Genomic DNA, 23,975 nt, shown 5'->3' with positions numbered 1-23,975 from the left:
CGTCCGGCATGACCGATCCGACCCAGAACGCCGATCAGACGCCCCAAGATGTGCCCATGATGATCCGGGCTCTCCGAGGAGAGACGTTGGAGCGTCCGCCGGTCTGGTTCATGCGTCAGGCGGGGCGTTACTTGCCGGAGTATCGCCGCCTGCGGGCCGAGGCGCCCGACTTCATCGCCTTCTGCCTGAACCCCGAGATGGCGGCCGAGGCGACCCTGCAGCCGATGCGAAGGTTCGGCTTCGATGCGGCCATCGTCTTCGCCGACATTCTGCTGATCCCCCGCGCCCTGGGCCAGGACGTCTGGTTCGAGACGGGCGAGGGGCCAAGGCTCGGCGAGATGCCCATTCCCGGTCGGATGGCGGAACTGGCGGCGGGGGCGGGCGAGTACCTGTCGTCCGTGGGGGAGACCCTGTCGATCGTGCGTGCGGCTCTCGAGCCTGAACGCGCCTTGATCGGGTTCGCTGGCGCGCCCTGGACGGTGGCGACCTATATGCTGGACGGCGAACACCGCACCATCGGCAAGGGGGAACGCGCCCAGGCCCGGACCTATGCCTATGCCGATCCCAAGCGCGTGGACGAGACGCTGGAGGTGCTGGTCGAGGCCACGGCCCGGTATCTGAAGATGCAGGCCGACGCTGGCGCCCAGGTGTTGAAGATCTTCGAGAGCTGGGCCGAGGGACTTCCCGACGATCTGTTCGAAAGACTGGTCCTGAAGCCCCACCAGGCGCTTGTCAGGCGCACGCGGGAGCTGGGTGTCACCGTGCCCCTGGTCGGCTTCCCACGGGGCTCTGCGGCGCTTGCAGAGCGGTATGCGCAGGAGGTTGAGGTCGACGCCGTCGCCCTGGACACCGCCTGTCCATTGGAGGTCGGCAAACGGGTGCAGCAGATCAAGCCGATCCAGGGCGCGCTGGACCCGCTGTTGTTGCGCGCGGGCGGCGACCTGCTGGACCGCCGCGTCGATCAGCTGATGGAGGCCTGGGGGCAGGGACCGTGGATCTTCAACCTGGGCCACGGCGTCCTGCCGGACGTGCCGATCGATCACGTCGAACAGGTTCTGAAACGGATCGGCGCCCAATGACCGAAGCGACCCAAGGCCGTCGCATCGCGGTGGTGCTGTTCAATCTGGGCGGGCCGGATGATCAGGCTTCGGTCAAGCCGTTCCTGTTCAACCTGTTCAACGATCCGGCCATCATCGGCCTGCCGGGCATCGTGCGCACGCCTCTGGCCAAGCTGATCTCCAGCCGACGCGAGACCAGCGCCCAGGCCAATTACGCCCTGATGGGCGGGGGGTCGCCTCTGCTGCCGGAAACCCGCCGTCAGGCCGAGGCGCTTGAGACGGTGTTGAACGGCCGGCTTTCGGGCGACACGGTGCGGGTCTTCGTCGCCATGCGTTACTGGAACCCGCTGAGCGAAGAGACGGCCGCCGAGGTCGCGGCCTTTGGACCCGACGAGGTGGTGCTTCTACCGCTCTATCCGCAGTTTTCGACCACGACGACGCAGTCTTCGCTCAAGGCCTGGAACGCCGCCTACAGCGGCTCGGGCGTCAGCCGCGCCGTCTGCTGCTATCCGGCCGCAACGGGCTGGGTAGAGGCTCAGGCTCAGGCCATCGGCGAGAAGCTGGACGAGGCCGTAGGCCAGCCGGTGCGCGTGCTGTTCTCCGCCCATGGCATCCCCGAGAAGCTGGTGACCGGCAAGGGCGATCCCTATCAGGAGCAGATCGAGACGACGGTCGCCGCCGTGGTCGCCGCCATCGAGGCGCGGCGTGGACCCATCGACCACGCCATCTGCTACCAGAGCCGGGTGGGACCGATGAAATGGCTCGGTCCTTCGACGCCGGAGGCCATCGAACAGGCGGCCAGCGACGGTATCGGCGTGGTCGTCACCCCCATCGCCTTTGTCTCCGAACATATAGAGACCCTGGTCGAGCTGGATATCGAATACGGCGAACTGGCCCATGAAAAAGGGGCCAGTCCCTATCTGAGGGCGCCGGCGGTCGGGATCGGACCCCTGTTCATCGACGCCTTGGCCGATGCGGCGGTCAGCGCCCTGTCCCGCAACGGCGTCGCGCCGTTCGGCCAGGGGTGTAAGACGGACTGGAAAGCCTGTCCGTATCGCAACGGGAGACAGGCGGCATGAATACCTACGACCTGGCGCGTGGCCTGCACATCCTGGCCGTCATCGCCTGGATGGCGGGGCTGCTGTTCCTGCCGCGCCTCTATGCCTATGACGCCGAACAGCAGTCCAAGTCCGAGCCGCTGAAAAGCGAGATGCAGGGCCTGCTGCGTCTGTGGCAGACGCGCCTGCTGCGCATCATCCTGAACCCGGCGATGATCCTGTCTTGGATGTTCGGGTTGTGGCTGATCCACATCGATGTCTCCGCTCGCGGCGCGGGCTTCCTGGCCGAGCCGTGGATGATCGCCAAACTGTCCGGCGTCTTCCTGCTCAGCGGCTGGCATGGTTTCCTGGCCGCCCAGCGGAGGAAGATCGCGGCTGGCACGTCGAAATATTCCGGCAAGTTCTGGCGCATGACCAACGAGGTTCCCTTCGTCCTGGCCATCGTCATGGTGCTGTCGGTGACGACGGAGTGGACGTTCCGGTAAGCGGCCACGCTTGACCTGACCCGCCGGCTGTGGTTCCGCTGGCGGTGAACCGTTCGGCATCTAAGTCGGCGGTCCCTCTCTTTTCGTGACGCCTGCAGGCCTTGAGCCAGCGGGAGCCCGTCGCGCCTCCCTTCGGCCTTACGGCCAGACATTTTCAGAGACCCGCGCCGCAGCCTTCTGGCCGTGTGCGCCCGCGAGCCTGCATCATGACCGACGTCCGCGACACCAATCCCGATACGCCCGAAAACGAAGCGGTGGAGGCGCAAGCCCCGACCCATCACGGCGCCGAGCACGAGGCCGGTGAAGTCGCAGGCGCCGACTCCGGCGTGGACACCACGGCCGACGACGATGACGACGGCGAACCCGTCGTCGCCAACGGCCGCATTACCCTGGCGGAACTGAACGAGAAGACGCCGGCCGACCTGGTCGCCTTCGCCGAACAGCTGGAGGTCGAGAACGCCTCGAACCTGCGTAAACAGGACCTGCTGTTCGCCATCCTGAAGGCCCTGGCCGACGAGGAAGTCGAGATCATCGCCGACGGCGTGCTGGAAATCCTGCCCGATGGGTTCGGCTTCCTGCGCAGCTCGGACGCCAACTACCTGCCCGGGCCGGACGACGTCTATGTGTCCCCGTCGCAGATCCGTCGCTTCGGCCTGCGCTCGGGCGATACGGTCCACGGCGCCGTGCGGGCGCCGCGTGAAGGCGAGCGTTACTTCGCCCTGCTCAAGGTCGACACGATCAATCTCGAAGACCCCGAGATGGTCAAAACCAAGGTCCTGTTCGACAACCTGACGCCCCTCTATCCCGAAGAGCGGCTGCACATGGAAATCCAGGATCCGACGCTGAAGGATCGCTCGGGCCGGGTCATCGACATCGTCGCGCCGCTGGGCAAGGGCCAGCGCTGCCTGATCGTGGCGCCGCCGCGCGTCGGCAAGACGGTGATGTTGCAGAACATCGCCAAGTCGATCGAGAAGAACCACCCGGAAGTCATCCTGATCGTCCTGCTGATCGACGAACGGCCGGAAGAAGTCACCGACATGCAGCGCACGGTAAAGGGCGAGGTCGTGGCCTCGACCTTCGACGAGCCCGCCACCCGCCACGTCGCCGTCGCCGAGATGGTGATCGAAAAGGCCAAACGCCTGGTCGAGCACAAGAAGGACGTGGTGATCCTGCTGGACTCCATCACCCGCCTGGGCCGCGCCTACAACGCCACCGTCCCCTCGTCGGGCAAGGTCCTGACCGGCGGTGTGGACGCCAACGCCCTGCAACGGCCCAAACGCTTCTTCGGCGCCGCGCGGAATGTGGAGCAGGGCGGGTCGCTGACCATCATCGCCACGGCCCTGATCGACACCGGCAGCCGCATGGACGAAGTGATCTTCGAAGAGTTCAAGGGCACCGGCAACTCCGAAATCGTGCTGGACCGCAAGGTCGCGGACAAGCGCATCTTCCCGGCCATCGATGTGCTGAAGTCCGGCACCCGCAAGGAAGACTTGATCACGCCGAAGGATCAGCTGGCCAAGACCTACGTCCTGCGCCGTATCCTGAATCCCATGGGTCCGCAGGATGCGATCGAATTCCTGCTCGACAAGCTGCGCCAATCGAAGAACAACTCGGACTTCTTCCAGTCGATGAACACGTAATCCGTCTTCGGACGTTTCACGTGAAACAGGAGATGGTTCGATGAAGGTCAATGTGGAAGTCGATTGCACACCGGCCGAGGCGCGCGCTTTCCTGGGGCTGCCCGATGTGACGCCGCTCAACGACGCCATGGTCGCCGAGATGCAGAAGCGGATGGAGACCAATGTCGCCGCCATGCAGCCCGAAGAGCTGATGAAGACCTGGACCAGTTTCGGTCTTCAGGCTCAGGACCAGTTCCGCCGTCTGATGGAAGCGGCCGTCAAGCCATGACCCCTACGTCTCCTCCCCCATCGGGGGAGGGGGACCACGAAGTGGTGGAGGGGGCCAACCCCAGACACCGGCGGTGCGTCAAACCCCCTCCACCATGCGTCGCAGGGTCCCCCTCCCCCGATGGGGGAGTATCTCAATGACCGACACCATCTTCGCCCTAGCGACGCCGCCTGGCCGAGGAGCCATCGCCGTCATCCGTCTGTCTGGACCGGCGGTCGAGCAGACCCTGAAGGCCCTCGGCGCGATTGGGCTGAAGCCGCGAATGGCGGCGGTTCGCGACCTGGCCCATGCCGGCGACCACATCGACCAGGCTCTTGTCCTGCGCTTCGTGGCTCCGAACGCCTACACTGGTGAGGACTCCGCAGAATTGCATCTGCACGGCGGTCGCGCCGTTGTCGAGGCCGCCAGCCGCGCCCTGATCGCGCTCGGCGTTCGTCCGGCTGAACCCGGCGAGTTCACCCGCCGCGCTTTCCAGAACGGCCGCATGGACCTGGCCCAGGCCGAGGCGGTCGCTGATCTGATCGACGCCGAGACCAGCGCCCAGGCCAGGCAGGCCCTGGGGCAGTTGGACGGAAAACTCAGCGAGACCTACGCCGGTTTTCGCCGCGACCTGCTTCACGCCCTGGCTCTGGTCGAGGCGGAGATCGACTTTCCCGACGAAGAGGTCCCGGACAATCTGGCGCGCACCGCCGGGCCGGTGCTTGATCGTCTCGCTGACGATCTGCGCCGAGCGGTTGATACCGGGCGACGCGGCGAGCGGGTCCGGGACGGCTATCGCATCGTCCTGATCGGCGAGACGAATGCCGGCAAGTCGTCGCTGTTCAACGCCCTCGTCGCCCGAGAGGCGGCCATCGTGACGCCAATCGCCGGCACCACTCGCGATGTGTTGGACGCCGATCTGGTGATCGGCGGTTACGCTGTGACCCTGTCGGACACGGCAGGGCTGAGAGAAAGCGACGATCCAGTCGAGGCCGAAGGCGTTCGCCGCGCGCGTCTCCGGGCGGAACAGGCTGACCTTCGTCTGTGGGTTCGCGCACCCGGCGATCCCGACGGGGTGGCGGCTGACTATGCTCGGCCTGGCGACCTGATGGTCGCCAACAAGTCTGATCTTGGCGACGTGGATGCGACAAGTGGTTTGGAGGTCTTGTCGGTCAGCACCGCGACCGGGCAGGGCTTGCCGGCGCTTCACGACTGGATCGCCGCGCGGCTGTCCGCCGATCTCGCGGGTGCGGATTTTCCAGCGATCACGCGTGAGCGTCATCGACTTCGGTTGACCGAGGCAATGTCGGCGGTGGGTGCAGCGCGAACAGCCTTGGATGTCGCGCCAGAGATGGCGGGCGACGATCTGCGTCGAGCGGCCGATGCCTTGGCGCGCGTAACCGGCGCCATTGGGGTCGAGGACATACTCGGTCAGGTTTTTTCGACCTTCTGCATCGGAAAGTAATACCCGTGTTCCACGTGAAACATCGGCGGTCCGTTCAAGGCTGAAGGTGGCGAAGTCGAGCCAATTAGACTATGTGCCCCGCATGAGTTCTCCCACCGATCTTCTCTTCGACGTCGTCATCATCGGCGGCGGCCACGCCGGGTGTGAGGCTGCGGCGGCCTCTGCGCGTGCGGGCGCGCGCACCGTCCTGCTGACCCAGAAGCTGGAAACCATCGGCGAGATGTCGTGCAACCCGGCCATCGGCGGCCTGGGCAAGGGACACCTGGTGCGCGAGATCGACGCCCTGGACGGGATCATGGGACGGCTGGCGGACGTGTCGGGTATTCAGTTCCGACTGCTAAATCGATCCAAAGGGGCCGCCGTGCGTGGTCCTCGCAGCCAGATCGACCGACGCCTGTATCGCGAGGCCATGCAGGCCGAACTGAAGGCGACAACAAACCTGACTCTGATGGCCGGCACGGCGGAAAGCTTGATCCTGGATGGCGACCGCGTGGTCGGGGTTACGACGGGAGCCGGCGAGACGGTGCGGGCCGGGGCCGTTGTCCTGACGACCGGCACCTTCCTGAACGGCGTCATTCATCGTGGTGACGAGCGGATCCCTGCCGGGCGCCATGGGGAGGATCCATCGACCGGCCTGGCCGCCGACCTGCATGCCGCCGACCTGATGATGGGGCGGCTGAAGACGGGCACGCCCGCGCGCCTGAATGGGCGCACCATCGCCTGGGATCGGTTGGAGATGCAGCAGGCGGACGAGACCCCGTCGGCCTTCTCTTTCCTGACTGACAAGATCACGGTGCCTCAGATCGCTTGTGGGGTGACGCACACGACGGAAGAAACGCATCGGATCATCGCTGAAAACCTCGGCGAGAGCGCCGTTTATGGCGGCAAGCTGTCGGGGAGGGGACCGCGCTATTGCCCTTCGATCGAGGACAAGGTGGTGCGGTTCGCGGACAAGACCAGTCACCAGATCTTCCTCGAACCCGAGGGTCTGGATGATCCGACCGTCTACCCTAACGGGATTTCGACATCGGTCTCCGAACCGACCCAGTTGGCCTTCCTGCGCACCATCCCCGGGCTCGAAGCCGTGGAGGTGTTCCGCTACGGCTATGCCATCGAATACGACTATGTTGATCCGCGCGAGCTGAGCCCCGCGCTGGAGGTCAAGAAGCGGCCAGGTCTCTATCTGGCCGGCCAGATCAACGGTACGACCGGATATGAGGAGGCTGCCGCCCAGGGTCTGATGGCGGGGCTCAACGCGGCCCGCGCTGCGGCGGGACAGGATGCCGTGGTCCTAGGACGCGACCAGGCCTATATCGGCGTGATGATCGACGATCTGGTGACTCGGGGGGTGACCGAGCCCTATCGCATGTTCACCAGCCGGGCGGAGTATCGTCTGACCCTGCGTTCGGACAATGCCGATCAGCGTCTGACGCCGCTGGCGATTGAGGTGGGGATCGTGGGCAACAGGCGTCGGACGCGGTTCGAAGCCAAGGCGGCTGAGCTGGCCAAGGCGAGCGCCGTTTCACGTGAAACACTATTCACACCTAACGAAGCGGGAGCCCTGGAGATCACCGTGAATGCGGATGGACGCCGTCGGTCGATGCGGGAATTGCTCGCCTTCCCTGATGTCACGCTGAATCACTTCGTCGCCGCTTGCCCGTCCATCGCAGAATGGAGCGTTGAAGTTCGCGAGCAGGTCGAGATCGACGCGGGATATGCCAACTACCTTGATCGGCAAGCGCTGGACGCTGAAGCCTTGCGGACGGAGGAGGGGATGATCCTGCCCGCCGATCTCGACTATACCGGCATTGGGGGTCTGTCGAACGAGGTGAAGGAGAAACTGGCGCGCGTCCAGCCTCGCACCCTGGGTCAGGCCGGGCGGATCGAGGGTATGACGCCCGGCGCCCTGACGGCGCTGCTGGCCCATGCGAAGAAATCGCCCAAAGCCTCGGTCGCCGCTTGATGCTCGATACGGAGAAGGCCGCCTTTCAGGCCAAAACCGCTGCGACGTCGCAGCAGATGGCCGATCTTGAGGCTTTTCGTAATCGTCTTGGCGACGCCAATTCGGTGATGAACCTCGTCGGTCCCGACAGCCTGCCGGACTTCTGGAATCGACACGTCTGGGACAGTGCGCAGTTGTTGACGCATGCGCCCGAGGCGCGGACATGGGCCGATCTGGGGGCCGGAGCCGGGTTTCCGGGCGTAGTGTTGGCAATCCTGATGAAGGGGCAGGAAGGGGCGCATGTGTGGCTGATCGACAGTCTGGGCAAGCGGTGCCGGTTCCTGCAGGAGATCGTGGATGCGCTCGATCTGCCGGCGACTGTCATCACCGGCCGCGCTGAGGAACAGCAGGTGACATGCGACATCGTGACTGCGCGGGCCGTGGCACCGATGGAGAAACTGCTGGGTTATGCACAGCCCTACTTCCAAAGGGGTGCACAAGGTCTGTTCCTCAAAGGGGAGAGGGCCGAATCCGAGTTGATCGAAGCGCGGAAATCCTGGCATTTCGAAGCTGAACTGGCCCCGTCGCAAAGCGACGCGCGCGGCCGTATCGTGACAATCCGGAGTCTCCGACGTGCCCGCACAAAGCGCTAGAAAGAGACCTGCCCGCGTCCTGGCGGTGTCCAACCAAAAGGGCGGGGTGGGCAAGACCACGACGGCCATCAACCTGGGCACCGCCTTGGCCGCTATCGGCGAGCGCGTGCTGATCGTGGATATGGATCCGCAGGGCAATGCCTCCACGGGGCTGGGTGTTCCACGTGAAACACGCCGGGTCACCATCTATGATGTGGTGGTGGATCAGCGGTCCATCGACGACGCGGCGGTCCAGACGACGGTGCCCGGCCTTTGGATCGTGCCGGCTGACGCCGACATGTCGGGCGTCGAAATCGAATTGAGCCAGGCCGATCGTCGGTCCTATCGACTGCGCGACGCGTTGCGGGCACACGACGACGGCCCTACCGCGTATGACTACGTCCTGATCGATTGCCCGCCGTCCTTGAACCTGCTGACGCTGAATGCGATGGCGGCGGCGGATGCGGTGCTGGTGCCGCTTCAATGCGAGTTCTTCGCCCTGGAGGGCTTGAGCCAGCTGATGCGAACCATCGACATGGTCAAGCACAGCCTCAATCCGTCGCTGGAGATCCAGGGCCTGGTTCTGACCATGTATGATCGCCGCAGCGCCCTGTCGGGGCAGGTGGCCAATGACGTGCGCGCCCACTTCGGCGACAAGGTCTATGAGAGCGTCATTCCCCGCAACGTCCGCGTCGCCGAGGCGCCGTCCTTCGGCAAGCCGGCTCTGATCTATGATCTGAAATGCGCCGGCAGCCAGGCCTATCTGCGTCTGGCCAAGGAAGTCGTGAAGCGCGAACGTCAGCGCCTGAAGCTGGCCGCCTGAGTTTTATTGGAAACGGAACAGTATCTTGGCTGAACGACAAAGAGGTTTGGGCCGCGGCCTGTCGGCATTGATGGGGCAGGACGCCGAGGCGCCGGTGGCGTCGGACGCACCCGTTCCTACCGGCGTGCAACGCGTGCCGATCGAGAGTCTGAAGCCCAACCCCGATCAGCCGCGCAAGACCTTCCGCCAGGAGGATCTGGAGGAACTGACCGCCTCAATCCGCGACAAGGGCGTGCTGCAGCCGATTCTGGTGCGGACCCATCCGGGCGAGGACGGGGTCTGGCAGATCATCGCCGGCGAACGCCGCTGGCGCGCCTCCCAGGCCGCGCGCCTGATCGAGGTGCCGATCGTCATCCACGAGATGGACGACGTGGAGGTGTTCGAGGTCGCCATCGTCGAGAACGTGCAGCGCGCCGACCTGAACCCGTTGGAGGAGGCGGAGGCTTACCGCGTCCTGATGGAGCGGTTCGGCCGGACTCAGGACGCAGTCGCGGGCGTGGTCGGCAAGAGCCGCAGCCACGTGGCCAACACCATGCGCCTGCTGCAACTGCCCGAGCGGGTGCTGTTCTATGTCCGAGAGGGCAAGCTGTCGGCCGGCCATGCGCGGGCGCTGATCAATACGCCGGATCCGGGCCAGTTAGCGGACATCGCCTTTGTCGATGGTTTGAGCGTACGCGAGACCGAGGCCTTGGCCCGTCGCGCGGTTGAGGGCCCCAAGCCGGTCAGGGCCAAGTCTGCGTCTTCGGTCGGGGAGGGGGCGGCCGATGTGGTCGCGCTTCAGCAGGATCTGGCCGACGCCCTGGGCCTGAAGGTTCAACTGGCGGACAAGGGCGGCAAGGGTGACCTGACCATCCGTTATGGCTCGCTGGAGCAACTGGACGATCTGTGCCGCCGTTTGATGCGGGGTTGAACGGCCGGATGTGCTAGGATGGTCGCATGACCGAAGACAACACACCTACCGCCGCCGAAAAGCTGAAACAGGCGCTCGCCGCCAAGAAGGCCAAGGCGGGCCACGGTTTCAACGCCCAGGCCGGCGCCAAGGCCGAAGAGAAGAGCGTCTCCGCGCGCAACGTCGCCATGGCGCAGCCGGCGTTCCGTAAGGCGTCGAAGCCAGGGTAAGCAGAAGGGCTTGGGCTTAAAGCCCGAGCCGTCGCGCTCGTCCGGCGATTTCCAGCAGTAAGCGTTCGGCGATCAATTGGTCCGGCATTCCGGTCGTCTTGGTGGCGACGTCGGCCGTGTTGATGCTGTCCAGCACCTCGTCCAGCGCTTCGAGCCGCCAGGATCGCGCCTGACGCAGCATTTCAGCCTCCTGTTTCCAGAAGACGCCGGCGGCCTTGGCGGCCTCCTTGGCGTTTGCGCCGGTTGCCTGCAAGATATTGATACGGCGTAGTTTTCCCAGATGCATGGCGGCCGAACGGACGGCCAGAACCGAGGATTCGCCCTCGGCGAAGGCGCGCCTGAGCCCCGCTTGCGCCGGGGCGGGCCGGGCGCCAAAGGCCTGAAGCGCGGCGTCGGACAGGGAGGCGTCCGGTTCGACGCCCAGGTGATGCTCCAGCGCGTCCATATCCAGCGTCTTGCCGGAGCCGGGGCCGATGAACAGGGCCAGGCGCTCGATCTCCTGGCGCATCAAACCCCGCTCGCGCGGCAGGCGGGCGACGAAACGGTCCAGGGCGTCGGACGTCAGACCGACCTTGTCGGCGGCCAGGGCCTCGCGGACCATGCGGGCGACATCGCCGGTCTCGTCCTCGTAGCAGACGATGCCGACCGCGCCGTTTTCCTTTTCGGCGGCCTTTCGCAGGGCGGACTCGCGACCCAGCTGATCAGCCTCGACCACCATCATGGCGTCGGGATTATAGCCGCCCTCGGCGTGGATCTTGAGCGCGGCGGCGACGGCCTTGTCCACGCCTGGCTTCAGCGTCGACAGACGAATCCGCACCAGACGGCGGCCGCCCATCAGGGACATGGCCGTCAGGGCTTCTTCCAGCTTCGTCTCATCGCCGTCGATGTCGCTGTCGGTCAGTGCGGTGACGTTGAAGGGGTCGTTCAGGTCGGGCGTTACCGTGCGACACAAAACCTCAGCCCGTTCGGCGACGCCGGACCGGTCCTTGCCGTGGATCAGCGCCGCCCGGATCGCCGGATCGGGCGCCTTCAGAAAGCGATCGATCTCGGGGCGTTTGGCCAGGATCACGGGTTCGACAGCGCCTGCATGAGGTCGAGGCGGATCAGCCGGGCCAGTTCGGAGGCGGCGCGCTCCTCGCCGTCCTGCTGCGCGGCGATGGCGGCATAGGGCTGGTCGGCGGCTGCGTATGTGGTGGTGACCGTCTCGGTCCCACTGACGGGTGTTCCGCCGGCGGCAGGCGTCAGGGTCCAGGTCGCCTTGACCGTCAGTTCATAGCGGGTGGCGGTGTCGTCGATCCGGCGGCCCAGTGAGCGGCGGTTCTGCTCGACCTGGGTCGTCAGGCGATAAAGGGGCGTGGAGGACCGATCCCAGGCCAGGGCGTCCTCCAGCTGTTCGCGCAGGCGATATCCCAGACGGTCGTCTTGGGTCGTGACGGCGATGCGCCGCAGGGACGAGCCCACGGCCGGTTCGGCGTACATGGGGGTGAAGCCGCAGGCGGAAACCGCCAGGGCGGACAGGACCGCGAAGGCCGTCGCGATACGCATCAGCCGGCCACCAGATTGACGATGCGGTCCTTGACCACGACGATCTTCTTCACGCTCAGACCCTCCAGCCGCGCCTGCACGGTCTCGTCGGCCAAGACGATGGCCTCGACCTCGGCGGGCTCCATGCCGCGCGGCACGCGGATTTCCGCGCGACGCTTGCCGTTGATCTGGATGGGCAGGACCACCTCGTCGTCGGCCGCCAGCGCAGCGTCCCACACGGGCCACGACGCGTCCAGAACCATCCCGCTTTCGCCCAGACGTGTCCAGGCTTCCTCGGCAAGGTGCGGGGTGAAGGGGGCGATCAGGCGGGCTAGGGCCGACAGGGCCTGCCGCTTGGCGTCCCCGCCGGCCTGGGCGTTGTCGCGGATGGTGGCGACGAAGGCGTAGAGTTTGGCGATGGCCGAGTTGAAGCGGAAACCCTCGACCCCTTCGGACACGGCCTTGATGGCCTTGTGCGTCTCGCGCAGCAGGTCGGCGTTGGCCTTGTCCTCGCCGGCAAAGGCAGGATCGTAGGTGTCGAACAGGGTCCAGGCGCGCTGGACGAAGCGGCTGGCGCCCTCGACGCCGCCGGGGGTCCATTGCACATCACGCTCGGGCGGGCTGTCGGACAGGACGAACAGGCGACCGGCGTCCACGCCGTGGCTTTCCAGGATTTCGGCCGGGGCGACGACGTTCTTCTTGGACTTGGACATCTTCTCGATGTCGCCGATGATCAGGGTCTCGCCGGTCGACAGCTGTCGGGCTGAACGGACGCCATTGTCGTTGGTCAGATCGACGTCGGTCGGCTCGACCCAGGCGCCGTCGGCGCGGCGGTAGGTCTCGTGGACCACCATCCCTTGCGTGAACAGGCCGGCGAACGGCTCCTTCACCGACAACATGCCGGCGTCGGACAGGGCGCGGGTGATGAAGCGGGCGTAGAGCAGGTGCAGGACCGCATGTTCGACGCCGCCGATATACTGATCCACCGCCAGCCAGCGGTCGGCGGCGGCCTTGTCGATCGGCGCCTCGGCCGTCGGATCGGTGAAGCGGGCGAAATACCAGCTGGAATCGACGAAGGTGTCGAGCGTGTCGGTCTCGCGCGTGGCGTCTTCGCCGCACGACGGGCATTTGACGTGTTTCCAGGTCGCATGGCGATCCAGCGGATTGCCGGGCACGTCGAAGGTCACGTCGTCAGGCAGGACGACCGGCAGCTGGTCGGCGGGAACCTCGACCACGCCGCAGGACGGGCAGTGGATGATCGGGATCGGGCAACCCCAGTAGCGCTGGCGCGACACGCCCCAGTCGCGCAGGCGATAGATGGTCTCGGCGCGGCCCTGGCCGGCGGCCTCGACCTTGGCGATGGCGGCGGCCTTGGCGGCCCCGACGTCCAGCCCGTCCAGGAAGTCGGAGTTGAAGATCCGGCCGGAACCGACGTAGGCCTCCGTCCCAATCTCGATGGTCTCGGCGTCGTCGGGCTTGACCACCGGCGTAACCGGCAGGTCGTATTTGCGGGCGAAGTCGAGGTCGCGCTGGTCGTGGGCGGGGCAGCCGAAGATGGCGCCCGAGCCATAGGTGGACAGGACGAAGTTGGCGGCCCAGACGGGCAGGGTCTTGTCGGCATCGAAGGGATGGCGGACGCGGACGCCCAGATCGACGCCGAGCTTCTCGGCCTTTTCGATGTCGGCTTCGCTGGTCCCGGTCTGGGCGCAGGCTTTGATGAAGTCCGCCACGTCCGGCCGATGTTCGGCGATGGCCTTGGTCAACGGATGGTCGGGGGCCAGGGCCAGGAAGCTGGCGCCGAACAGGGTGTCAGGGCGGGTGGTATAAACCTCGATGGGGTCGCGGGCGTGGTTCGGCTCGCCCTTGGGCGAGGCGGACAGGAAGGCCGGCGCCTCGGCGACGTCCCACCACAGGGTCGCCCCCTTGGACTTGCCGATCCAGTTCTCCTGCATCAGCCGGACCTTCTCGGGCCAGCGGTCCAGGGTCTTGAGGCCGTCGATCAGGTCGTCGGCATAGTCGGTGATGCGCAGGAACCACTGGTTCAGCTTGCGCTTCTCGACTAGGGCGCCGGAACGCCAGCCGCGGCCGTCGATGACCTGTTCATTGGCCAGGACGGTGTTGTCGACTGGATCCCAATTGACCGTCCCGTCCTTGCGATAGACCAGGCCGCGCCGATACAGCTCAAGGAACCAGGCCTGCTGCTTGCCGTAGTATTCGGGGTCGCAGGTGGCGAACTCGCGCGACCAGTCCAGCGACAGGCCCAGCAGCTTCAGCTGCTCGCGCATCGTGGCGATGTTGGAATAGGTCCAGCCCTTGGGATGGATGCCGCGTTCCATGGCCGCGTTCTCGGCCGGCATGCCGAAAGCGTCCCAGCCCATGGGGTGCAGCACGTCGAAGCCCTGGGCGCGCTTTGACCGCGCGACCACGTCGCCCATCACATAGTTGCGGGCGTGGCCCATGTGGATGTTGCCCGACGGGTAGGGGAACATCTCGAGCACATAATATTTAGGACGGCCTGTGTCCTTCGTCACGAAGGCGGACGCCTCTGCCCAGCGGGCCTGTTGGCGAGGTTCGGCGGTCTTGGGTTCGTAACGGGCCACAGTCGTCCTGAAAATCAGAAGGGCGCTGACGCCCTCCCGACTGAACTAGCCCGAAGGATGACAGCGCCCAAGAAGTAATGCGTTTCAGCCGTCCGAAGAAAGGCGACTGAAGCTAAGCCAACCGGTGCTCAAGTAGCCCGAAGGGCGTTAGCACCCAAAGTAAAAGCGAATGGCGATCAGCCAGCCTTAGCGTGCGTTGGACAGGTTCAGCTGGCGCGCCTTGGTCAGGATGGCGTTTTCCAGATCGGCTTCGGTCTGGGCGGCGACCGGGGCGGCGGTCCATTGCCCATCGGCGCCCTTCACTTCCTTGGTCACCGTGACGTTCAGCGCGTCGGCGCGCAGACGGGTGTCCAGGATGAAGACGGTCGCCTTGAAGCGCTCGTTCGGCGTCTGGGGATTGATGTACCAGTCGTAGTTGATGACGCCGCCCCACGGATCGGCGGTCAGCAGCGGCATGAAGCTGAGGGTGTCGAGCGAGGCGCGCCACAGGAAGGCGTTGACGCCGATGCCCTGTTGCACGTTCGTCTTGGGCGCAGACTTCTTGCCGCCGACGAAGGGAATGCTCGAGCAGGCCGACAGGGACGCGCCAAGGGCCACGCCCGAGACCAGGACGACCGCGACGTTCCGAACCAGGGCCTTGTTGAGGCTCATCAAGAGAAGTCTCCGTAAACTCAGGGACGTGCAAGCCCTCGCCCACACGCGCGCACGGCCAAAGGAAGAATGCCGACTGCGTGGCTCTATAACACGGTGAAAAGGGGCGATGACAAGGCGAAGTCTGCGCCGGTCACGTCCGGCGTCGCGCTGTTTTGCGACGGGACCATGTCAACGGACGGGATTCAGACCAAATCCCGTGACGCTTGAGACACATGCGCCGACAACAATGACGGGGAACCTTGTTATCGGGCGCTCATTCCGTTGACCGCGAGGACACCCGGTGTCTAATCGCCTGGCTCACGACCATATAAGGTCGGTTCAGGGTTGAAACGCCGCGTCACGGCGGGGTTTGAAGGATTTGGTATGCGGTTCGGTGGTTTCCTGGCTGTGGTGATGACGACGGCGGCGCTTGCCGTGTCGACGTCGGCGCTTGCCCAGAGCGCGTCGCCGACCGTGTCGCTGTCGGAGGCCCAGGCCGCCCAGCGCAACGCCCCCGCTCCTCAACGCCGTGGTCTGCGCCTGAATGACAATGGCCGCTGGGGTCTGGACTTCAACCTGAACCAGCCCGTCGGTCGGGAGACCGACTGGGGCGATGTCGAAGCCGGCGCCTATTACCGTCTGAACGACCGTCTTCGCGTCGGCGCAGCCGCGGCTGTTGGCTCGCCTGAGGCCGACCCGGCCCGTGCACCGGAAACCAACGGCCGCGCCCAGCCGCGCGTGCGTTTGGAAACCATCTTCAAGTTTTGAGGTCTCAGCCCTCCGGTTCGACCCGAGAGCTACTCTAGCCATCTGCGCGAAACGCCGACTTGATTGCGCCGACGCCGGCTAAGCCGCAGGCGCCCGTTCCGATCAGTGATGCGGCGTTGTCCGGTCCGATCCCACCCAGGGCGTAGATCGGGAGGCCGGCGTTGAGGCACCGGCGTCTGAATTCAATGAGACCGATCGATGGCTTGTCGGCCGAGGTTCCGCCTGCGGGGAAAACCGGCGACAGGATCAGGGCGTCGAGGCCCTGGGTCCAGGGGTCTTGCGCCCCATGCCAGGCGGCCGTCAGGATCCAGTCGGGCCGGGCTGCACGAACGGCTAATGCCTGCGCCGCCTCACGCTCGGGCAGGTGAAGCCCGTCGGCCGAAATCGCTTCTGCTAAATCGGCATCCAGCCCGACCAGCAGTTTCACCCCACGATCCGCCGTCGCTGTGCGCAGACGCAGGCCGGTTTCAACCGCGTCGGCCGCGCCGAACGCGCGATAGACCACCGCCGATCCGGGCGGCAGGCGACGCGCCGTCTCCCACGGGCGAGGCGTGCGGTCGGGATCTGTGAAGAACAGCAGCGGCGGCAGGCCGGCGACCTGCGGGCTGACAGCAGCGGCGGCGCGGTTTAGAGCGGTCGCCGCATCCCAGAGCGCGCGCGCATCGTCGCTGTAACCGGCCGGCAGGATCATGACCTCTTCTTCCCCCGCTTTACCTCCGTCGTCCATCGCCGAAAGGGTCGCCGCCGTTCGCGCCCGCGTCGACGCCGCCTGCCGCTCGGCTGGCCGTTACCCAGCGGCGGTGACCCTGACCGCCGTGTCAAAGACCCAGCCGCCCGAGGCCATCGACGCGATCCTGGGGACAGGCCAACGGATTTTCGGCGAGAACCGGGTGCAAGAGGCGCAGGGCCGGTGGGCCGAGCGACGCGGCGCGGTCTCGGATCTGGAATTGCGGCTGATCGGGCCATTGCAAACCAACAAGGCCGAGGACGCCGTCGATCTGTTCGACGTGATCGAAACCCTGGATCGCGAGAAGCTGGCCCGCGCCCTGGCCCAGGCGGCCGAGCGGCGGGGCCGATCGCCGCGCGTCCTGGTCCAGGTCAACACCGGCGCGGAGCCTCAGAAGGCCGGCGTCCTGCCCGATGCGGCCGACGCCCTGATCGCGGCGGCGCGCCAGACCTACGGACTGAACATCGAGGGCTTGATGTGCATTCCCCCGGCGGATCAGGACCCGGAGCCGCATTTCGAGATGTTGCGCGGCTTGGCCGAACGAAGCGGTCTGTCGGTCCTGTCGATGGGGATGAGCGGCGATTACGAGACCGCGATCCGGTGCGGCGCGACCCATGTGCGGGTCGGAACCGCGTTGTTCGGGGAACGAAATCGACCTTAAAGCCCCTCTAAGCCGTAACCCGATGTGAATTCGCACCCCCAAGCCTTGGCGCGGGGGCCAAGCCTCGCCATTGTCTGCTCATGCCCACGCCAAAGACCATTCTGATCATCGACGACGACGACGACCTGCGCGAGGCCTTGGCCGAGCAGTTGAATCTGCACGAGGAGTTCAAGACCCAGCAGGCCGCCACCGCGACCGATGGAGTGCGCATGGGGCGCGAGATCCGCGCCGACCTGATCCTGCTGGACGTGGACCTGCCCGACATGGACGGCCGCGAGGCCTGTCGCCTGTTGCGCAAGGACGGGGTCTCGACCCCGGTCATCATGCTGACGGCCCAGTCGGCCGACGCCGACGCCATCTTGGGCCTGGACGCCGGCGCGAACGACTATGTCACCAAGCCCTTCCGGTTCGCGGTGCTTCTGGCCCGCATCCGCGCCCATCTGCGCAGCCACGAGCAGTCGGAGGACGCGGTCTTCTCGATCGGGCCTTACGAGTTCCGGCCCGCCGCCAAGGTGCTGATGGACGCCAAGGGCAAGAAGGTGCGGTTGACCGAGAAGGAAACCAATATCCTGAAATACCTCTACCGCGCCGGCGCCAAGTCGGTATCGCGCGAAGAACTGCTGACCGAAGTCTGGGGCTATAACGCCGGGGTCACGACCCACACGCTGGAAACCCACATCTATCGTCTGCGCCAGAAGATCGAGCCGGAGCCGGGCCACGCACGCCTGCTGTTGACCGACGCGGGCGGATACCGGCTGCAGCCTTAGGGCTCAGTTGGTCGCTTTAGGGCGGATCGTGAACATCGGCAGGAAGACATGGACCAGCGGGCCGATGGTCACGGCATAAAGCACCGTGCCCAGTCCGACCGAGCCGCCCAATAGCCAGCCGACAGCGATGACGGTTAGTTCGATACTGGTCCGAACCCATTTGACCGGCCAGCCGGTGCGGGCGACAATGCCGGTCATCAGGCCGTCGCGCGGGCCGGGGCCAAGACCTGCGCCGATATAGGCGCCGCTGGCGACACCGTTGAGGACGATGCCGGAGGTCAGCAGGCCTGCCCGCAGCGGTAGGCCCAAGTCCGACGGGATCCAGTCCAGGCCGACGTTGGCGACCGTGCCAATGATCAGGACATTGGCGACCGTGCCGATACCGGGCCTCTGACGCAGGGGAATCCACAGCAGCAGCACGGCCATACCGATCAGGTTGACCACCAGACCGAAGCTGATTCCGGCCGAAGCGGCGAACCGCTCGAACACGCCCTGGTTCAGCACGTCCCATGGATCCAGCCCCAGATCGGCACGCACGATCAGGGCGATGGACAGGCCGTAAAGGACGAGGCCGGCGAAGAGCTGGATCAGGCGACGGGTCATAACCAGATAAATGCGCCAAACTGGCTATGTTAAAAAGGGCCAGTCATGCCATTCTGGTCCTATGTCGCTCCGTTCGATCGGTCTTATCTCTCTGACCCGCCATCTCGGCGCCTGGCGCGCGCCGGGCGCAGGGGCGGCCTATCGTCAACTGGCGGGGGCGGTAAGACTGCTGATCCTGGACGGTCGACTGCCGTTGGCGGCGCGGTTGCCAGGCGAGCGCGAGCTGGCGCAGGCGCTGGGTTTGAGTCGCACGACCGTGTCGGCCGCCTATGGACGATTGCGGGATGATGGCTTTCTGACGGGCGGGCAGGGGGCGGCGGCGCGCACCAGCCTGCCGGCCGGGCCTGGACCGGGCCGTGAGACGGTCGCAGAGGTGTTCGCCAAGTCGGGCCTGATTGACCTGACCGCCGCCGTCCTACCGGCCGATCCCAATGTCCATGCCGCCTATGTCCGGGCGCTGGAGCGATTGCCGGCGAACCTGCCCGGACACGGCTACGAGACGGCGGGGCTTGAGGAACTGCGAGAGGCGGTAGCGGCGGGCTATCGACGGCGCGGCCTGCCGACCTCGCCGGGGCAGATCCTGATCACCCATGGCGCCCACAACGGCCTGGTCCATCTGCTTCGACTGACGACGCGGCCCGGCGCCCCGGTGGTGTTCGATCATCCCACCTATCCCCAGGCCATCGACGCCATCCTGGCGGCAGGCGGTCGCGCCGTGCCGGTGGCCTTGCCCGACGGCGAAGGCGAGGAGAGCTGGGATGTCGAGGGACTGGTCTCGGCCTGCCGCAGCAGCGGGGCGGCGATGGCCTATCTGGTGCTGGACCACAACAATCCGACGGGACGGATGATGCGGGCGTCGGACCGGACGCGGTTGCTGGCGGGATTGAAGGGGTCCGAAACCCTGCTGGTATTGGACGAGACCTTAGTCGAGCTGACCCTGAGCGGACCGCCGGCGCTTAGCGCCTCCGCCGTCGATGCCCCGCGCATCGTCCGGCTGGGGTCCATGTCCAAGAGCGTCTGGGGCGGTCTGCGAATCGGCTGGATCCGCGCCGACCGGGCTGTGATCCAGCGCCTGGCCCAGAGCCGCGCCAGTTTCGACCTAGGGGTTCCTATCCTGGAGCAGTTGGCGGCGGTCGAGCTGTTGAACGATGGCGGCAAGGCCCTAGCGGCGCGCCGGCCCTTGTTGCGGGCGCGCCGTGATCATCTGCGGGCGCGGCTGGCGGAGCGGTTGCCGGAGTGGGTCTGTCCGCGGCCGGCCGGGGGGCTGTCGTTGTGGGCGCGACTGCCCGCGCCGATCAGTTCCGCTCTGACGATCCAGGCCGAGGTCGAAGGTCTGCGCCTCGCCGCCGGCCCTCGATTCGGCGTGGACGGGGCTTTCGAACGCCGGCTGCGCCTGCCCTATACTCTGCCTGAGGCCGACCTGGACGAGGCGGTGACGCGCCTGGCTCGCGCGGCGAAGAAGGTCGGCCGGGGCGGCAAGGCCGTGACGGCGACCAGGCCGGTCGCCGTCTATTAGGGATCAGGCGTCCAGATCGACGGTCACAGGAGCGTGGTCGGACGGCCGTTCCCATTCGCGGACATCGTCGTGGATGCGGGCGGTGTCCTTGACCACGGCGGGCGTCAGGCCGGGCGAGGTCCAGATGTGGTCCAGTCGAAGGCCGCGATTGGATTTACGGAAGTCGGCGGCGCGATAGCTCCACCAGCTGGCCAGTTTCTGCGGTTCTGGGAAACGGTCGCGCAGCACGTCGGCGAAGCCGCCCGTTTCCTGAAGCCGGTTCAGGGTCTCGACCTCTAGCGGCGTATGGCTGACGATCTTGGACATGTAGCGGTGGTTCCACACGTCGCCCTCGCCCGGCGCGATGTTGAAATCGCCAGCCATGACCAAGGGGCGGGACCTGTCCTGCTTGGCGATAATGGCGGTCAGCTGTTCGTAGAAGTCCATCTTGTGATCGAACTTGGGGTTCAGCGCGCGGTCGGGAACGTCGCCGCCGGCCGGGATGTAGAAGTTCTGCACGTCGATCCCGGCAACGCGGGCGGAGACACAGCGGGCGTGGCCCAGTTTGCAGACCTGGAAGGTGTCGCTGTCCTCCAGCGGCAGGCGGCTGGCGATGGCCACGCCGTGCCAGCCCTTCTGGCCCGCCACGCGCAGATGGGGCATGCCCATCTCTTCGAAGGCGCCGCGCGGAAACTGGTCCGTGGTGCATTTGATCTCCTGCAGCATCAGGACGTCGGGCGCGCGCTCTTCGACGAAGCGGGCGACCTGGTCGATGCGCAGGCGGACGGAGTTGATGTTCCAGGTGGCGAGGCGAAGGGTCATGCCTGTCGTCTAGCAGGAGCGCCGCGTAAAAAAAGCCCGGCCGCAACGGGCCGGGCTATGGGAGGTTCGTCTCTCTCGCCGCCGGGGAGGGGGATTTTCCGTGGCGGTAGAACGGCCGCCGCCGTTCATGTGCTCAAAGTGTCACTCGTGAATATAAAAGTCAAATCGTCATAATCGATGCTTGTGCGTGCCCATTATGAAACAGTCCGAGGTCGGATCAGTCGGGTGTGGCGCGAGATGCGGGTGCCGTCGCCCATTCGCCGCGCCATTCGTAGGTCAGGGTGACGCAATGGCGATAAGCGCCGTCCGACCAACGTCCGACCGCCTGCATGGTCAGGGGGCGCGGCGCCCGCACCCGGCTCATGATCAGCCAGACTTCGTCTGAGCCAGGGCAGAGGGCGCGAGCCAGGCCACGGCCATCGCCGTCCTGATCCACGCCATAGATGTCGTTCTCCTGCGCGCCCTGTGGCAGGGCGCGCCGCGCCGCATCGGGTCCGCCACGAGTGAAACCGGCCGTGCCGCGCGCCGAGGTGGAATAAAGCCTTTCGACCTGGACCGCGCCGAACAGGCCGCGCCGGATCTCCAGCGTCACGCCCTTGGTCAGGGCCTGGGTGATGCGGTCCGACGCATTGTAGGACAGGAACCGGGTGTCGGCCTGAGCCGGCGCAGCGGCGGAAGCCACAGCGGCGAGAGCGAGGGCGGAGGCGATGAAACGGCGCATGCGTCCCTCTTCGTCAGGCTTTGCGGCGAGAACTAGGCTTCGCCCCGATCAGTGCTCGCCGAGACAGCGGAGAGCGACTTCAAGATTGCGCAGGCCGTCCTCGCCCGTGACCGCCGGCGTTTCGCCGGTGGTGATGGCATGAGCGAAGGCTTCCAGTTCCTTGCGAAGAGGCTCGGCCGGCCAGGAGTTCAGCATCCGGGTGGAATAGGAGCCGTCGGGTTGCTGGCCGAAATATTCGGTGACCTGGCGAGTGATCAGGTCGGCGACGATGAATTTGGTCTTGGTCGCGACCTGAAGCGTGCGGGTCTTGTAGGGCGTGACCCAGTTGGTGGTGATGTGGGCGATCACCCCATTGTCCAGACGGAACTGCAGAAGAGCCGTGTCCTCGCGGTCGGCGCGGGTGCGGGCCAGTTGCGGCTGGACCTCGGTGATTTCCGAACCGGTCAAATGGCGGATAATGTCGATGTCGTGGACGGCCAGGTCTATGACCACCCCGACCTCGCCCATGCGCGGCGGGAAGGGGCCGACGCGGGTGATCTGGATGGAGATGATGTCGTCGTCGGCGACGGCGCGCTTGACCGTCTCGACCGCCGGATTGAAGCGTTCGACCTGACCGACCATCAGGACGCGATCATTGGCCTTGGCCGCGTCGATCATGCGCTGGGCGTCTGCGACGCTGGCGGCGATGGGCTTCTCGACCAGGACGTGGACGCCCTTTTCCAGCAGGGCGACGCCGATCTCGGCATGGAAGCGGTTGGGCGTGGCCACGATGGCGGCGTCCAGACCGGCATCGACGAAGGCCTGGGCCGTCGTGACCGCGTTCGCTTCATAGGCGGCCGCGACGCCCTCGGCCGTCACCGCGTCGGGGTCGAAGACGGTGGTCAGGTCGAACTCGCGCATCTCGGAGGCGACGCGTGCATGGTTGCGGCCCATGACGCCGACGCCGGCGACGCCGATCTTGAGGGCGGGAGTGTTCGGCATCAGGTTCAACCCTTGTAGCTGGCGACGGCGGCGATGACGCGGTCTTGCGTCGCGGCGTCCAAATCGGCGTGCATCGGCAGGCTGATGACTACATCCTTCAGACGTTCGGTGACCGGCAGGCCGCCGACCCCGCGCGGGAAATGCTCATACGCCGGCTGCAGGTGTAGCGGGATGGGATAATAGACGGCGGTCGGCACGTCGTTGGCCTTCAGATGGGCGGCCAGGCCGTCGCGATCCGGGTGCTCGATCGTATATTGGGCCCAGTTGGAGATGTTTCCGGCCGGCACGTCCGGCACCTTGGCGACATGGGGACGCAAGCCTTCGTTGTAGCGAGCGGCTGCTGTGTTGCGCCATTCGATCTCCTGGCCAAAGACCTTCAGCTTCTCGATCAGAACGGCGGCCTGGATGGTGTCCAGACGGCTGTTCAGGCCGATGCGCATGTTCAGATATTTGGGGTCGTGGTCGAAGGTGCGGTCCTTCAGGTCCACGGCCACGGCCTTGCCGTGGACGCGGACGGAATCGATCAGCTGGGCCAGCTCGTCGTCATTGGTCAGCACCGCCCCGCCGTCGCCGTAGCAGCCCAGCGGCTTGGCCGGGAAAAAGCTGGTGGTGGTGATGTCGGCCCATTTCAGCGGATGCTCGCCATCGATGGTGCAGCCGAACCCTTGCGCCGAATCCGAGATCAGCTTCAGCCCATGCTTGTCGCAGATGGTCTTGATCGCAGGATAGTCGGCCGGCTGGCCGAACAGATCGACGGCGATGACCACGCGCGGCGTCAGGCGGCCCTCGGCCTTGATCCCCTCAATGGCGCGTTCCAGCGCGGCCGGGTCGATATTGTAGGTGTTCTCGTCCACGTCGACGAAAACCGGCTCGGCGTCGAACCACGGCACGACCTCGGCGGTGGCGGCGAAGGTGAAACTGGGCACGAAAACCGCGTCGCCGCGCCCGATGCCCCAGGCCATCAGCGGCAGGGCCAGGGCGTCGGTGCCGTTGGCGCAGCCCAGGGCGTGCTTGGCCTGGCCGAAGGCGGCGAGGTCGGCTTCGAACTGAAGGACCTGCGGGCCCATGACCCAGGCGCCGCCGACGACGGCCTCCTGAACGGCGGCCTCGATCTTGCCGGCAAGACGCAGGCGCTGGGCCTGAAGGTCGATGAAGGGGATCATGAGGGACGCTCTCCACGGGGGATCGGGCGGCGGCCCAAATA

Annotated in this window: 25 protein-coding genes; 15 read left to right on the top strand and 10 right to left on the bottom strand. The window is 66.1% G+C overall.

Annotated elements, in window-relative coordinates:
• Positions 1–8: 8 nt before the first annotated feature.
• The 11 genes from hemE (at position 9) to CHRYSEO8AT_RS04850 (ending at position 10,469) form a co-directional block, all read left to right on the top strand.
• Positions 9–1,079 carry a uroporphyrinogen decarboxylase gene (gene hemE, locus CHRYSEO8AT_RS04900; protein WP_159847057.1) on the top strand — a complete coding sequence of 357 codons (1,071 nt, stop codon included), beginning with the start codon at positions 9–11 and terminating at the stop codon, positions 1,077–1,079.
• Positions 1,076–2,137, top strand: a complete 1,062-nt coding sequence (gene hemH / locus CHRYSEO8AT_RS04895) for a ferrochelatase (RefSeq protein WP_159847054.1) — start codon at positions 1,076–1,078, stop codon at positions 2,135–2,137. The genes hemE and hemH overlap by 4 nt, the downstream gene beginning before the upstream one ends.
• Positions 2,134–2,601: a CopD family protein gene (locus CHRYSEO8AT_RS04890; protein WP_159847051.1), complete on the top strand. Its 468-nt coding sequence runs from the start codon at positions 2,134–2,136 to the stop codon at positions 2,599–2,601. The genes hemH and CHRYSEO8AT_RS04890 overlap by 4 nt, the downstream gene beginning before the upstream one ends.
• 206 nt (positions 2,602–2,807) lie before the next feature.
• Positions 2,808–4,241, top strand: coding sequence for a transcription termination factor Rho (gene rho / locus CHRYSEO8AT_RS04885; protein WP_159847048.1), 1,434 nt, complete (start codon positions 2,808–2,810; stop codon positions 4,239–4,241).
• Positions 4,242–4,281: 40 nt separating this feature from the next.
• The gene (locus tag CHRYSEO8AT_RS04880; RefSeq protein WP_159847045.1) at positions 4,282–4,509 is read left to right on the top strand and encodes a DUF6489 family protein; all 228 of its coding nucleotides are present in this window, start codon (positions 4,282–4,284) and stop codon (positions 4,507–4,509) included.
• Between the two features lie 136 nt (positions 4,510–4,645).
• Positions 4,646–5,953 carry a tRNA uridine-5-carboxymethylaminomethyl(34) synthesis GTPase MnmE gene (mnmE, locus tag CHRYSEO8AT_RS04875; RefSeq protein WP_159847042.1) on the top strand — a complete coding sequence of 436 codons (1,308 nt, stop codon included), beginning with the start codon at positions 4,646–4,648 and terminating at the stop codon, positions 5,951–5,953.
• Between the two features lie 82 nt (positions 5,954–6,035).
• Positions 6,036–7,916: a tRNA uridine-5-carboxymethylaminomethyl(34) synthesis enzyme MnmG gene (mnmG, locus tag CHRYSEO8AT_RS04870; RefSeq protein ID WP_159847038.1), complete on the top strand. Its 1,881-nt coding sequence runs from the start codon at positions 6,036–6,038 to the stop codon at positions 7,914–7,916.
• A complete protein-coding gene (gene rsmG, locus CHRYSEO8AT_RS04865) occupies positions 7,916–8,548 on the top strand; it encodes a 16S rRNA (guanine(527)-N(7))-methyltransferase RsmG (protein WP_159851620.1) in 633 nt (210 codons plus the stop codon). Before mnmG ends, rsmG begins: the two co-directional genes overlap by 1 nt.
• Entirely contained in the window at positions 8,529–9,350 is an 822-nt protein-coding gene (locus CHRYSEO8AT_RS04860) for a ParA family protein (protein ID WP_159847035.1), read from the top strand. Before rsmG ends, CHRYSEO8AT_RS04860 begins: the two co-directional genes overlap by 20 nt.
• Before the next feature lie 25 nt (positions 9,351–9,375).
• Entirely contained in the window at positions 9,376–10,260 is an 885-nt protein-coding gene (locus tag CHRYSEO8AT_RS04855) for a ParB/RepB/Spo0J family partition protein (RefSeq protein ID WP_159847032.1), read from the top strand.
• 26 nt (positions 10,261–10,286) lie between these two features.
• Positions 10,287–10,469 carry a hypothetical protein gene (locus CHRYSEO8AT_RS04850; protein ID WP_159847028.1) on the top strand — a complete coding sequence of 61 codons (183 nt, stop codon included), beginning with the start codon at positions 10,287–10,289 and terminating at the stop codon, positions 10,467–10,469.
• A 16-nt stretch (positions 10,470–10,485) separates the two neighbouring features.
• Here CHRYSEO8AT_RS04850 and holA read toward each other — a convergent pair whose 3' ends face one another.
• From holA to CHRYSEO8AT_RS04830, 4 genes are all read right to left on the bottom strand, one after another.
• Positions 10,486–11,538, bottom strand: a complete 1,053-nt coding sequence (gene holA / locus CHRYSEO8AT_RS04845) for a DNA polymerase III subunit delta (RefSeq protein WP_159847025.1) — start codon at positions 11,536–11,538, stop codon at positions 10,486–10,488.
• Positions 11,535–12,014, bottom strand: a complete 480-nt coding sequence (gene lptE, locus CHRYSEO8AT_RS04840; protein WP_201304362.1) for an LPS assembly lipoprotein LptE — start codon at positions 12,012–12,014, stop codon at positions 11,535–11,537. Before lptE ends, holA begins: the two co-directional genes overlap by 4 nt.
• Positions 12,014–14,593, bottom strand: a complete 2,580-nt coding sequence (gene leuS, locus CHRYSEO8AT_RS04835) for a leucine--tRNA ligase (protein ID WP_159847022.1) — start codon at positions 14,591–14,593, stop codon at positions 12,014–12,016. The genes lptE and leuS overlap by 1 nt, the downstream gene beginning before the upstream one ends.
• 186 nt (positions 14,594–14,779) lie before the next feature.
• Positions 14,780–15,244, bottom strand: a complete 465-nt coding sequence (locus tag CHRYSEO8AT_RS04830) for a DUF3576 domain-containing protein (protein ID WP_159847019.1) — start codon at positions 15,242–15,244, stop codon at positions 14,780–14,782.
• A 366-nt stretch (positions 15,245–15,610) separates the two neighbouring features.
• Between CHRYSEO8AT_RS04830 and CHRYSEO8AT_RS04825 the strand changes: the two genes are divergently transcribed.
• Positions 15,611–15,994 carry an NtrZ family periplasmic regulatory protein gene (locus CHRYSEO8AT_RS04825; RefSeq protein ID WP_159847016.1) on the top strand — a complete coding sequence of 128 codons (384 nt, stop codon included), beginning with the start codon at positions 15,611–15,613 and terminating at the stop codon, positions 15,992–15,994.
• A gap of 34 nt (positions 15,995–16,028) precedes the next feature.
• Here CHRYSEO8AT_RS04825 and CHRYSEO8AT_RS04820 read toward each other — a convergent pair whose 3' ends face one another.
• Positions 16,029–16,685: a thiamine phosphate synthase gene (locus CHRYSEO8AT_RS04820; RefSeq protein ID WP_159847013.1), complete on the bottom strand. Its 657-nt coding sequence runs from the start codon at positions 16,683–16,685 to the stop codon at positions 16,029–16,031.
• On the opposite strand from CHRYSEO8AT_RS04820, the gene CHRYSEO8AT_RS04815 reads away from it, so the two are divergent.
• Both CHRYSEO8AT_RS04815 and CHRYSEO8AT_RS04810 read left to right on the top strand, forming a co-directional pair.
• Entirely contained in the window at positions 16,684–17,382 is a 699-nt protein-coding gene (locus CHRYSEO8AT_RS04815; protein ID WP_159847010.1) for a YggS family pyridoxal phosphate-dependent enzyme, read from the top strand. The two genes, CHRYSEO8AT_RS04820 and CHRYSEO8AT_RS04815, sit on opposite strands and share 2 nt — an antisense overlap.
• Before the next feature lie 80 nt (positions 17,383–17,462).
• A complete protein-coding gene (locus CHRYSEO8AT_RS04810) occupies positions 17,463–18,149 on the top strand; it encodes a response regulator transcription factor (protein WP_159847007.1) in 687 nt (228 codons plus the stop codon).
• Positions 18,150–18,152: 3 nt separating this feature from the next.
• Here CHRYSEO8AT_RS04810 and CHRYSEO8AT_RS04805 read toward each other — a convergent pair whose 3' ends face one another.
• Positions 18,153–18,752 (bottom strand): YitT family protein, encoded by a 600-nt coding sequence (locus CHRYSEO8AT_RS04805; RefSeq protein WP_201304361.1) that lies wholly within the window; start codon positions 18,750–18,752, stop codon positions 18,153–18,155.
• Between the two features lie 61 nt (positions 18,753–18,813).
• Here CHRYSEO8AT_RS04805 and CHRYSEO8AT_RS04800 point away from each other — a divergent pair, with 61 nt between their 5' ends.
• On the top strand, positions 18,814–20,268 hold the full coding sequence (locus tag CHRYSEO8AT_RS04800; protein ID WP_159847004.1) for a PLP-dependent aminotransferase family protein: 1,455 nt from the start codon (positions 18,814–18,816) through the stop codon (positions 20,266–20,268).
• A 3-nt stretch (positions 20,269–20,271) separates the two neighbouring features.
• On the opposite strand, the gene xth is transcribed toward CHRYSEO8AT_RS04800, so the two are convergent.
• The 4 genes from xth to CHRYSEO8AT_RS04780 form a co-directional block, all read right to left on the bottom strand.
• Positions 20,272–21,069: an exodeoxyribonuclease III gene (gene xth, locus CHRYSEO8AT_RS04795; protein WP_159847001.1), complete on the bottom strand. Its 798-nt coding sequence runs from the start codon at positions 21,067–21,069 to the stop codon at positions 20,272–20,274.
• Positions 21,070–21,286: 217 nt separating this feature from the next.
• A complete protein-coding gene (locus CHRYSEO8AT_RS04790; RefSeq protein WP_159846998.1) occupies positions 21,287–21,790 on the bottom strand; it encodes a hypothetical protein in 504 nt (167 codons plus the stop codon).
• Between the two features lie 48 nt (positions 21,791–21,838).
• The gene (locus tag CHRYSEO8AT_RS04785; protein ID WP_159846995.1) at positions 21,839–22,771 is read right to left on the bottom strand and encodes a Gfo/Idh/MocA family protein; all 933 of its coding nucleotides are present in this window, start codon (positions 22,769–22,771) and stop codon (positions 21,839–21,841) included.
• A gap of 5 nt (positions 22,772–22,776) precedes the next feature.
• Positions 22,777–23,934: a DegT/DnrJ/EryC1/StrS aminotransferase family protein gene (locus CHRYSEO8AT_RS04780; RefSeq protein WP_159846992.1), complete on the bottom strand. Its 1,158-nt coding sequence runs from the start codon at positions 23,932–23,934 to the stop codon at positions 22,777–22,779.
• Positions 23,935–23,975 lie beyond the last annotated feature (41 nt).

The sequence above is a fragment of the Brevundimonas sp. G8 genome (genome assembly GCF_902506205.1).
Classification (GTDB): domain Bacteria; phylum Pseudomonadota; class Alphaproteobacteria; order Caulobacterales; family Caulobacteraceae; genus Brevundimonas.
The sequence above is the reverse complement of the archived record's forward strand: the minus strand, read 5'-3'. Positions and strand labels throughout refer to the sequence as shown.

Excerpts from the sequence above, each read along its gene's own strand:
- hemE (WP_159847057.1), top strand. The coding sequence starts at position 9 with ATGACCGATCCGACCCAGAACGCCGATCAGACGCCCCAAGATGTGCCC.
- hemH (WP_159847054.1), top strand. The coding sequence starts at position 1,076 with ATGACCGAAGCGACCCAAGGCCGTCGCATCGCGGTGGTGCTGTTCAAT.
- CHRYSEO8AT_RS04890 (WP_159847051.1), top strand. The coding sequence starts at position 2,134 with ATGAATACCTACGACCTGGCGCGTGGCCTGCACATCCTGGCCGTCATC.
- rho (WP_159847048.1), top strand. The coding sequence starts at position 2,808 with ATGACCGACGTCCGCGACACCAATCCCGATACGCCCGAAAACGAAGCG.
- CHRYSEO8AT_RS04880 (WP_159847045.1), top strand. The coding sequence starts at position 4,282 with ATGAAGGTCAATGTGGAAGTCGATTGCACACCGGCCGAGGCGCGCGCT.
- mnmE (WP_159847042.1), top strand. The coding sequence starts at position 4,646 with ATGACCGACACCATCTTCGCCCTAGCGACGCCGCCTGGCCGAGGAGCC.
- mnmG (WP_159847038.1), top strand. The coding sequence starts at position 6,036 with ATGAGTTCTCCCACCGATCTTCTCTTCGACGTCGTCATCATCGGCGGC.
- rsmG (WP_159851620.1), top strand. The coding sequence starts at position 7,916 with ATGCTCGATACGGAGAAGGCCGCCTTTCAGGCCAAAACCGCTGCGACG.
- CHRYSEO8AT_RS04850 (WP_159847028.1), top strand. The coding sequence starts at position 10,287 with ATGACCGAAGACAACACACCTACCGCCGCCGAAAAGCTGAAACAGGCG.
- lptE (WP_201304362.1), bottom strand. The coding sequence starts at position 12,014 with ATGCGTATCGCGACGGCCTTCGCGGTCCTGTCCGCCCTGGCGGTTTCC.
- CHRYSEO8AT_RS04830 (WP_159847019.1), bottom strand. The coding sequence starts at position 15,244 with ATGAGCCTCAACAAGGCCCTGGTTCGGAACGTCGCGGTCGTCCTGGTC.
- CHRYSEO8AT_RS04825 (WP_159847016.1), top strand. The coding sequence starts at position 15,611 with ATGCGGTTCGGTGGTTTCCTGGCTGTGGTGATGACGACGGCGGCGCTT.
- CHRYSEO8AT_RS04815 (WP_159847010.1), top strand. The coding sequence starts at position 16,684 with ATGACCTCTTCTTCCCCCGCTTTACCTCCGTCGTCCATCGCCGAAAGG.
- CHRYSEO8AT_RS04820 (WP_159847013.1), bottom strand. The coding sequence starts at position 16,685 with ATGATCCTGCCGGCCGGTTACAGCGACGATGCGCGCGCGCTCTGGGAT.
- CHRYSEO8AT_RS04810 (WP_159847007.1), top strand. The coding sequence starts at position 17,463 with ATGCCCACGCCAAAGACCATTCTGATCATCGACGACGACGACGACCTG.
- CHRYSEO8AT_RS04805 (WP_201304361.1), bottom strand. The coding sequence starts at position 18,752 with ATGACCCGTCGCCTGATCCAGCTCTTCGCCGGCCTCGTCCTTTACGGC.
- CHRYSEO8AT_RS04800 (WP_159847004.1), top strand. The coding sequence starts at position 18,814 with ATGTCGCTCCGTTCGATCGGTCTTATCTCTCTGACCCGCCATCTCGGC.
- xth (WP_159847001.1), bottom strand. The coding sequence starts at position 21,069 with ATGACCCTTCGCCTCGCCACCTGGAACATCAACTCCGTCCGCCTGCGC.
- CHRYSEO8AT_RS04790 (WP_159846998.1), bottom strand. The coding sequence starts at position 21,790 with ATGCGCCGTTTCATCGCCTCCGCCCTCGCTCTCGCCGCTGTGGCTTCC.
- CHRYSEO8AT_RS04785 (WP_159846995.1), bottom strand. The coding sequence starts at position 22,771 with ATGCCGAACACTCCCGCCCTCAAGATCGGCGTCGCCGGCGTCGGCGTC.
- CHRYSEO8AT_RS04780 (WP_159846992.1), bottom strand. The coding sequence starts at position 23,934 with ATGATCCCCTTCATCGACCTTCAGGCCCAGCGCCTGCGTCTTGCCGGC.